This is a genomic window from Arthrobacter sp. Z5-13 (assembly GCF_056499105.1).
In genome coordinates, this window is record NZ_CP096461.1 from 58,763 (window position 1) to 68,817 (window position 10,055).

The 10,055-nt window shown below is 61.7% G+C and carries 3 protein-coding genes; all 3 read left to right on the plus strand.

All coding sequences use genetic code 11. From position 1 onward, the window contains the following. The first annotated feature begins 274 nt into the window (after nt 1-274). Genes M1E02_RS21570 through M1E02_RS21580 form a run of 3 tightly spaced genes read left to right on the plus strand, consistent with a single transcriptional unit; the run spans nt 275 to nt 10,018 of the window. A complete protein-coding gene (locus M1E02_RS21570) occupies nt 275-3,193 on the plus strand; it encodes a LamG-like jellyroll fold domain-containing protein (protein ID WP_479378293.1) in 2,919 nt (972 codons plus the stop codon). Further along, complete coding sequence (locus M1E02_RS21575; protein ID WP_479378294.1) at nt 3,190-9,276, plus strand: RHS repeat-associated core domain-containing protein; 6,087 nt, start codon at nt 3,190-3,192, stop codon at nt 9,274-9,276. The genes M1E02_RS21570 and M1E02_RS21575 overlap by 4 nt, the downstream gene beginning before the upstream one ends. A 13-nt stretch (nt 9,277-9,289) precedes the next feature. Further along, nucleotides 9,290-10,018: a hypothetical protein gene (locus M1E02_RS21580; RefSeq protein ID WP_479378295.1), complete on the plus strand. Its 729-nt coding sequence runs from the start codon at nt 9,290-9,292 to the stop codon at nt 10,016-10,018. Nucleotides 10,019-10,055 lie beyond the last annotated feature (37 nt).

The following is a 10,055-nucleotide window of genomic DNA, read 5'->3' on the forward strand; positions in this document are numbered from 1 at the left end:
CGGAGAACGCCCTTTCTTACAGGGGTAATTCTCTTTTTAGAGCAATAGCTAAAGTAAGTGACCTTCTTATTCAGGCATATTTCTAAAACTTATTAATTGGTATTTAATTGGGTCTTGAGTATCGGTCGTGTCATAAATGATCAGGCTGAATGGAACATACAAATTTTCTTGCCAGAACCTGTGAATTGTGAATATGATCCGTCCATAAATCCATCGCGATCGGGGGCGGTGATGGGTTGATTGCCCCCTGTCCTGTACAGGGGAAACCACACGCATGCTCACCTCGATTCGCCCTGCCCGACTGCTTTCCGGTCTTACCCTCCTGGCTGTTGTTGCCTTCGGGTTCGCGCCTCCGGCCGGGGCAACTACCGTTGGAGCAGTTGCGGACCCCTCGGCTACCCAGAGATCCTTGGTTCCGCCTGAATTATCTGAAGAGGACCGCGCCCTCGCTGAGGCGATGAAGACGAATCGGCCTGTCTTGGTCGAGGGGCAGACCACTCCCACACAATTGGTAGAGGCCAACCCGGACGGCACATTCAGCAGGACAACCACAACACAGCCGACAAGGATGAAGTCCGGCGGGAAATGGGCTGATATCTCCACTCGGCTGATCGTTGCCGAGGACGGGCTCCGTGCCGAACTCGCACCCGTGGATGCCGTGCTCGGAAAAGGGAAGAACGCCAGGCTCTCCACCGTTTCGGACCGGAATGGACATTCAGTTACCGAGTCCTGGCCGTACGGGAACCTCCCCGAGCCACGCCTGGAAGGCAGCGCGGCAACATACCCTGATGTTCTACCCGGGGTTGACCTGATCCAGGTGATGAAACTAACCGGCGTTTCAATGGTCCTCAAGGTGAAGACTCCTGCAGCGGCACAGGACCGGCGCCTCCTGGAACTGAAGATCAAACTCGACAGCCGCAATGTGAGCATCACCGAGGACGGGCATGGAGGACTCCGGGCAACCAGCACAGCTGACGGAACGGAAGCACTGAATTCGCCACCGGGCCAATGGTGGGACTCCAAATACCCTGATGCTTCCGCGGCCGATCCGGGCGGTCCGGGCCTGTCCCGGACATTCGATCTTGGCCTTCACACCGACTCCAACGGACTCCACGAAGACATGATCCCCAATGACTTCGCAGCGGCCGCCGATCTCGTTTATCCGTTGTTCATCGATCCTGATTGGACCCCGGCCAGAACGTCCTTTCTCTACGTGGACAGCGCCTTTCCCAACACTTCATATTGGAACGGCCAGCTCACCGCTGGTTCGGTGAACGTGGGGTTTCTCCCGGCAAAATGGGACACGGTCTACGGCGTAAACCACAAGGCACGAGGGTACTGGCAGTTCGACACCGGTCCCTCCGTCGGATCCACGATTCTCGGGGCCAGACTCAACGTAACAAACATCTGGTCTGCGTCCTGTTCTGCCCGAACGGTGAAGGCCTGGGCTACGAACGGAATTGGTACCGGCACCACGTGGAACAACCAGCCCGGGTGGCTGGAAACCCTCGATGCACGATGGTTCGCCATGGGCAACGAAGGTGCCGGGTGCGCCGACGGCACCATCGCGTTTGACATGATGGCCGGCAAAAACCGCCTACCAACAACGTCACAATGGACGGTTGTTCTCGCCTCTGAAGACGAGACCTGGGACGAGATGAGCTGGAAACGGTTCGACAACAACGCCAGCCTAACCATCACCTACGGTAAAGCACCCAACAAGCCGGAGATTCAGGCGATGAGCTCCTGCTCAACCAACTGCCCCCCGGCGCTGACCAGCCCAAGCAACCGCGGTCAAACCCGGACCAGCAAGACGAACTTCACAATCTACGGCTCGGACCCATCTGGCAACACCGACGGGTCCATCACAGCCTGGCTCGGCGTGACCCGAGCCTCCGACAACACCCTCGTCTGGGCCATGGCAGCGGGACAACCGATATGGCTGCCGGGCAGCGGCGGATCAGCGACCTGGGGATACGGAAGCGGCACGCAGGGCACAGAAACACCTCTCACCGACGGAAACTATATATTCAGTGCAGTCCTCGTGGACCAGCAAGGACTCGTATCTCCCAAGACCGAATACCACTTCACCGTTGACAGGACCCCTCCCCCGCCCCCGGTCTTTAACCCGGTCGGATCTGCGCTCAGCCCTGTGGCAGGAGCCGTCAATGAATGGGCGGACCCGAACGGGACAGTGGGTGCCACAGCATATGACATCACCATAACCAATCCCAGCCCGGAGCTGTCCAAAGGATTCATCTACGCCGTCACCGACACGAGCATCGCGCCTGCTTACCCGGCGGGGATGGCCTGTGGGACGAGGAACGGATACTTCGTAATGGTCTGCGGGACGGACCTGAAATCAGTGACCATTAGAGCCGCTGCCACAGCGCTCAAGACCCGTATCACCGTCTGGTCAATCGACTGGGCAGGCAACGTCGGCACGGAAAAAGAAAAACCCTCTCAAGGCGTGTTCAACGTCGGCAACTATGCCACGATGCCCTCTCAGGAACTCTCCGTGTCAGCAGCAGGCACTGCCGGCACCGCGACTTCCGTGGCGATTCCCAGCGACCCGGGCGGCCCAACAGGAACATGCTCGGAGACTGCAACCCCCGACGAGGACGCCATGATGTTCCAGGCCCAGACACCTGCCCTGCTCCTGAACGGCGGTTACGGCACCACAGCGGGTTCTGCGGCCGACCCGGCCGGCAGCTTCACAGTTTCGGGCTGGTTCTGTCCCACCGCCGTCACAGCCGGCACAATGCAGCCGGTGATCACCCAGACCGACGGCGCCGGGAACGCCGCGGCCCAGCTGCGCATCGGCACGAACAACCGCTGGGAACTGGCAACCAGAACCTCCGCAGGTGCCACCGAGACAGTCTCCACAGGCGACGCGGTCACCCCTGGCCGCTGGCATTTCGTCAACGCCGTCTACGACAAAATCAACCGCCAGCTCCGCATCACCTTCAGCAGCTCGAATTTCCCCGAGACCTGGACAGTGGCCACCACATCCGACACACACGCCCCGGCAACAGCGATCAACCCGGTCCTGCTCGGGGCAAACTCAACCACAGCAAACACCCCACGTTTCCACGGCCTCATGACCCGCCCGGTCCTAACAAACGGAGTTCTCGTGAAAAACCAGCTCACACAACTATGGGCTCCCCACACCACCCTGGGCGTGCTCAAATGATCAGGACCTCGAGGCTGGCAGCCTTGCTGACAGGTGCCGCACTTGCCGTCACCTCCTGCACCCTGCCGGTCCTGCCGCCCACTGCGGCGCCGCTCATAGCTCCTGGATTGCAGAATGCTCAAGCTATCCCGGCGGTGCCGTGGCAGGCAGACCCGGCTCAAACAACAGCCCTCACCACACCTGACGCGCCGGGGACAAAAGCAACAGTCACAGGCTCCTCGGCCTCTGTCCTTCCCGGCACAAAAAACGGGGACAGACCGAACATCAGGACCGCTTCCCTCCCATTGGCGCCACCTGCAGCTAACGAGAAGGGTGCAGGGGATTTCACCGCCCTCCCGGGGGCCTCTTCCGGGAGCTGGGGAACCACCGGCCAGACCGGCGGGTTCACCTGGACCTACCCCATCTCTGCACGGCAGGCACCGGCAGGCCCAACACCGGAAGTGGGTCTGTCCTACGACTCCACCCGCGTTGATGGACTCACCAGTGCAACCAACAACCAGGCCACCGCCGTGGGCGATGGCTGGGGTCTGAGCGGAACCGGACGGATCACCCAAAGGTTCCAGCCCTGCATGGACCAGGGCGTCACCGGGTCCTTCGACATGTGTGGGAACGCCGGGGGCCAAAGCGTCGGCATCAGTTTCGGCGGCCGCTCCGGTCAACTCGTCAAAGACGTTGCCAGCGGGACCTGGAAACTCTCCAAGGACGACGGATCCCGGGTCGAATACCTCACCGCCTCAGGCACCAACGGAACTTTCGACGGCGGCTACTGGAAAATCACCGACACCTCCGGCACGCAGTACTTCTTCGGCCTGAACAAACTCCCCGGCTGGGCCGCGGGCCAGCCGCTGACCAACTCCGTCGAAACGGTACCCGTCGGGGCAGCAGATGCCAGCCAGCCCTGCGCGGCGGCTTCCTTCGCAGCCTCACTGTGCCAGCAGGCCCAAGGCTGGAACCTGGACTACATTGTGGACGTGCACGGCAACAGCCAGGCCCAGTACTACACCCAGGCCACCAACCACTACAAGGCACAGGCCGGCAATGGAGCGATCCTGCCCTACGTCCGCTCCACCAGGCTGGACCGGATCGACTACGGCATGCGCGCCGGCACTGAACTTACCGCTTCTGCTCCGCTGCGAATCAAACTGGACTACACCGACCGCTGCACCGGGATCGACTGCACGGCGGGAACAGACGTGCCCACCGGCCTGGCCTGCACCGCAGCAGGGCCCTGCACCATCCAATCGCCCACCTTCTACATTGATCACCGGCTCACAGGAATCCAGACCGAATCCCTCGTCGGCAGCGCCTACCAAGGGGCCGACCGGTGGAATCTCACCCACTCCATGCCCAATCCCGGCGATGGAACAAAACCCGCGCTATGGCTGGGATCCGTCGCACACCAGGGTCTGAACACCCAAGCAGGCCAAACCAGCATCACGGACCCGCCGGTCGTGTTCGGCGGACAAACCCTGCAGAACCGTGTCTGGGTCATGGACGGCCTCGCCCCGCTGAACAGGTTCCGGCTCTCCACCATCAAAACGGTCACCGGAGCGACCATCGCCATCGCCTACAACGGGGCCGACTGTTCCCCGACAAGTCTTCCCGCCTCACCGGAGACCAACACACGCCGCTGCTACCCGCAATGGTGGACACCCACGACCCCCATCCTGCAGGCCTCCCGGATGGACTGGTTCCATATCTACCCCGTCGCCGCCGTCACCGTCGATGCCGGCCCTGGCGGCGCCGGAAGCCTGTCCCAGAACACCCGCTACCAATACATCGGAACTCCGGCCTGGAAATACCCGGAACCCACCTACCGGGCAGGGACCACCGGCGCCAAACAGACCTGGTCAGTCGCCGCAGGCTGGGCACAGGTCAAAACCCTCACCGCCGGCAGCACCACCCTCACCACTTACCTCCGCGGACTGGACCAGACACCCACCAACAGCAGCGGCGGGATGAAAACCTCCCAAGTGAGCGTCTCAGACGGCACCATCATCACTGACTCTTCATGGTTCGCCGGCCGCACCCTGGAAACACAAGACCTTGTCAGCGAAAACGGGGCAGCCCTGCGCACCTCCCTCACCGTGCCCTGGGCGTCCTCCCCGACGGCAACCGGAGCCGCAGCCCTCGGCTCGCCCACTGCACGGCAACAGGGGACCAGCAGGAACTGGACCACATCCGCAATCGATACCGGCTGGCGGACCACCGAAAGCAACACCTACGTCGACTCACGTGGCAGGACCAAGGCGGTCACCCACGCACTGGACCTGGCCACTACGGCCGATGACACCTGTACCACCACAAGCTACGCCGACGGCTCCGCCGCCAACCTCCTGTCGCTGACCGCGAGTATCTCCACCTACGCGGGATCCTGCAGCAGCGCCGGCGCCCCCACCGGTAGCCTCCTGAAGTCAAGCGAGACGTTCTACGACAACAACACCAGCGCGATCCCCGGAACGAGCGGGTATGCCGCCCCTACCAAGGGAAGCATCACCAGCACACGCCTTGCCAAGGCCGTGACCGGCGCTGCTGTCTCAGGCTGGCAGCCCGGCCCCACCCTCACCTACGATGCGCTCGGCCGTCTCTCCACCTCCACAGACAGCACCACGGGCAGTCCGCGGACCACCACCACCACCTACGCCCCCGCCACCGGGCTGGCAACAACCGTCACCATCACCAATCCGATGGCGCCCACGTGGACGAAGACCGCCACCCTGGACCCCGTCCGCGGCCAGGAGATCACCTCCGTGGACCCCAACGGTTCCACCGTCACGACCGAATACGACGCGAACGGGCGGACAACCGGGGTCTGGGACGCTACCCGGCCCAAAGCAGCCAATCCTGTTCCCACCACCGGGACGGCCTACAGCGTCTCCCAAACGGAACCCTCCTGGATCAGGACAGACACCGTCAACTACCGCGGGGCAGCAGGATCCACCTACAAAATCTATGACGGTCTGGGCCGGCTGCGCCAAACCCATGCCAAGTCGGTGCAGAACGGCACCATCACCACCGATACCCTCTACAACGCCACCGGGGCCAAGGCCTTGGAGCGGCACCCGTACTACCTCTCCACCGCCCCTGATGGCGTGCTTCGCATTCCGTCCCTGGCTGTTCCGTCCTCCACTGACTATGAGTACGACACCGCGGGCAGGGTGATCAAAACCAGGAAACTCGCCTACGACAACCAGGAACAGTGGGCGACCATGCTCTCCTACTCCGGTACCAACTCGATCACCACCACCGGCCCCGGCAACGAGGCCGCCACCACCATCGTCACGGACACCGCAGGCAAAACAGTGGCCCGCAAAACCTACCGCGGCACCGCAGCGACAGGCACAGCTGACACTGCCACCTACACCTACGACGCGCTCCAGCAAATGACCGGGATGACCGACCCCGCCGGCAACCCCTGGGCCTGGGCGTTCGACCCCCTCGGACGCCAGACGATTGCGACCGACCCTGATACCGGGACCAGCACCACCGGATACGACAACTCCGGCCGGCCCGCGACCGTCGCTAACAATCTCGGCACCATCACCACCACCGAATACGACACCCTTGACCGTCCGGTCAAGGTCTCGACCACGCTGAAGGATCAGACAGCCAAGACACTTCTGACCTACACCTATGACACGGAGAAGAAAGGCCAGCTCGCCTCCAGCACCAGGTTCAACGGCCCCAACCAGGACCAGCCGGTCACCACCACCACGTCCGGCTACAACGCGAACTACCAACCCAACTCGATCAAGATCCAGCTCCCCGCCGCTATCGGTACCCTCGCCGGAACCTACGAAACCAAATCTACCTACGGAAAATCCGGGCTTCCCGCCTACGTCACCTACCCGGCCATTGGTGGGCTGCCCCTCGAAATCGTCAACAACACCTACAACGACTGGGACCAACCCTCAGGGGCGACCTCACAGTTCAGCGTCACCTACGCAGGCGCCGCGCAGCGGGACAACATGAATAACCTCGCCGCCTACTCCCAGTACGACAACAAACTCTTCACCGCCGGCACCGACACTATGGGCTCCACGGACGTCTACTTCACCTGGGACCACACCACCGGACGGCTCCAGGAAACACAAGCAGCCAACGAAGCCCGCAGCGTCATCACAGACCTTGGCACGACCAAATACACCTACGAACCCAGCGGACAGCTCACTTCCCGCGAACTCGCCTACTCCACCCGCCCCAACGGAGCGGCAACCTCCGACTACCAGTGCTATAGCTACGACCACGCAGGGCGGCTCGCCGGTGCCTGGACCCCCAACAGCAAGAACTGCACCGGAGGGTTCACCGCAATCGGCCTTGGTGGCGCGGCTCCCTACGCCCAAACCTACGAATACAACATCACCGGTGACCGCTCCAAAGCCACCCGCTACACCTCCGCCGGCGCGGTCGCTGTCACCGAAGAATCTCTCTACCCTGCCGCCGGAACCCCCGGGCCCCACCGCCTCCAATCCATCAAACGCACCACCGGCACCGGGACCGTCACCACCGACGCCTACGGCTGGGACACCTCCGGGAGGATGACCAACCGGGCAGGGCAGACCATCGCTTACACCCCGGACGGAAAAATTGCCTCCACCACCGGGACAAGCACTATCCCCAGGAACCCCAACCCAGCGGCGCATACCGGCACAACACCCGTCACCGGAACGGCAACCGCATCCGAACGCTACTACACAGCAGACGGAACACTCGTTGCAACCAAGGACGGCACCGGCACCACCGTCACCCTGGGTAACGCCACAGCGTTCTGCGCCGCGGACGGAAAAATCTCAGCCACCAGAACCTACACATTCGCCGGCAAAACCGTCGCCCAACGCACCTCCCGCCCTGGAATCACCGCCACCACGGTCGCGTTCATCAACGGCGACAGCGTCAACACCGCCCAGATCATGACCGGACCCACCACCAGCGGTGGAACCATCGGGATCACAGCCGTCAAGCGCCACACCGACCCCTCCGGCCTCACCCGAGGCCCCACCCTCACCGCAATCGGACAAACAGCCCTGACGGCTGCCCCCGCGGCCCGCAGCGGACCCGGATCCAACGAATCCAACGAAACAGGGTTCTCCGCCGCCACCGGCTACATCTCAGGCACCAACGACACCGCAAGCAGCCTCACCCATCTCGGCGCCCGCGACTACGACCCCGTCCTCGGCACCTTCACCGCTCCAGACCCCATCCTGAAGTTGGATGAAGCCAAAAACTTCTCCCCCTACCTGTACGCCGAAGGCGACCCGGTCAACGACTCAGACCCCTCCGGTCTCATGATCGCCGGGCCCTCGCTCAGCGAGAACGGGTACTCCTTCAACCCAACCGCCAGATTCGATCGGTACGAGAAAGCCAACCCGGTCAGCGACTACCTCATCCCGGGACGGTCCCTGAACAGCCAAAGAGTCAAAGTGCCTCCAGTGCCATCCGTCTTCGGCAAAGTCCCGCCCCCGAAGCCCGTCCAGGCCCCCGATTGGTGGAACTGGGAAACACTGGGAATGGTCGTCGGCATCGCCGGTGGGATAGCCCTCTGCGCCGCCACCGCCGGCATAGGCTGCATCGTCGGCGCTGCCGCCATCGCAGCCTTCGCCTCCACCGCAGGATATATCGCAGACCGCGGTGGCAAGATCGACGCCGAGACCGCCGAATACGCCGGAACCAACCTGGCCTTGGGCCTCATTCCATTCTGCAAAGGCGGCCTCTGCAAGGTAGCAGGTAAGCAAGCTAGTGGCGCGACACGCCTCGCGAGAGATGCTGCAGTGAGTCCTGCAGCACCAGCCGCGTTACCGCTTGCGAGACCGGTAGGCAAGAGTGCTAGTCAAAACGCATTTGTACAACACCACATCGGAGTCATGATCAAGCAAGGTGCCACTGACTTACGAGTGAACCAACAGCAAATAAACTTGGCCGGAGACCGAGTAGGTATCAATAGACCAGACTTGCAATACACACTGAACGGGCAGCGGATTTATGAGGAGTTTGATTTACCATCATCGATGCGGGGTCCGATACACCAGGACCGGATATTGGCCAATGATCCCAGTGGGTTCGTAAACCTTTGGACCATTCCCTGATGAGAGGACAGTTATGACTCTATGCGGCGACTCATTCGCACCCATCACGTCTAAAATTGGGTTTCTCCAAGCTCCGATCAAGCAGGTTTCCGACGCACTTACGGTCTGGAGGGGCCAGATTCATGGCTCCTCCCAGGCGACCGAGCTCAGCGGCGGCCTCCTAGAGAACGTTCACGAACTTGAGCCTCTGACAACAGGGATCAGACCCAGGGAGCTTCTGGTTGCGACCAGCAACCCTGAATGGACAGCTCTTTTTGACTGCGGTATCAACGGTGGTGACCCTGTTTCAAGCGTTGGATATCTAGCTCGGACAATGCAGGTTCATGGGGCAGTTGTCTGTTCGGTCCCGCATGAACCAAGCGCAGGACCTCGTGGCCGTTATGGCGCACTTCAACTGGAGATCTTCGGCCCGGTTCAAACTGACTTCCTGAACTACGTTCGGACCATATCCCTTGCTCACGACGGCAGGAAGTGGCGCTTTGACGTCAGCGGCGCAATTCAACCCTTCGAGGACATTGAAGTGTATGCCCGACGAAAAACGACCGATAAATTCAGTCTTGAAATGCTGGACAGATACGCTCACGAATTAGGACTGGACCCCTTCAACCCGCGTTTTTATGAAGGCCCCTCCATCCTGCTGACGAACTCTTCTGGCCTACTGCACCCACATGAAGCGATGACTCTTGGGCAGGCGCAACAACGTCTCGGAATCACCTCCCCAGCACCCAAATGCCCGCAATGATGCTGACTGTCGTACGTGCGCCAATAGCTGGACGGAG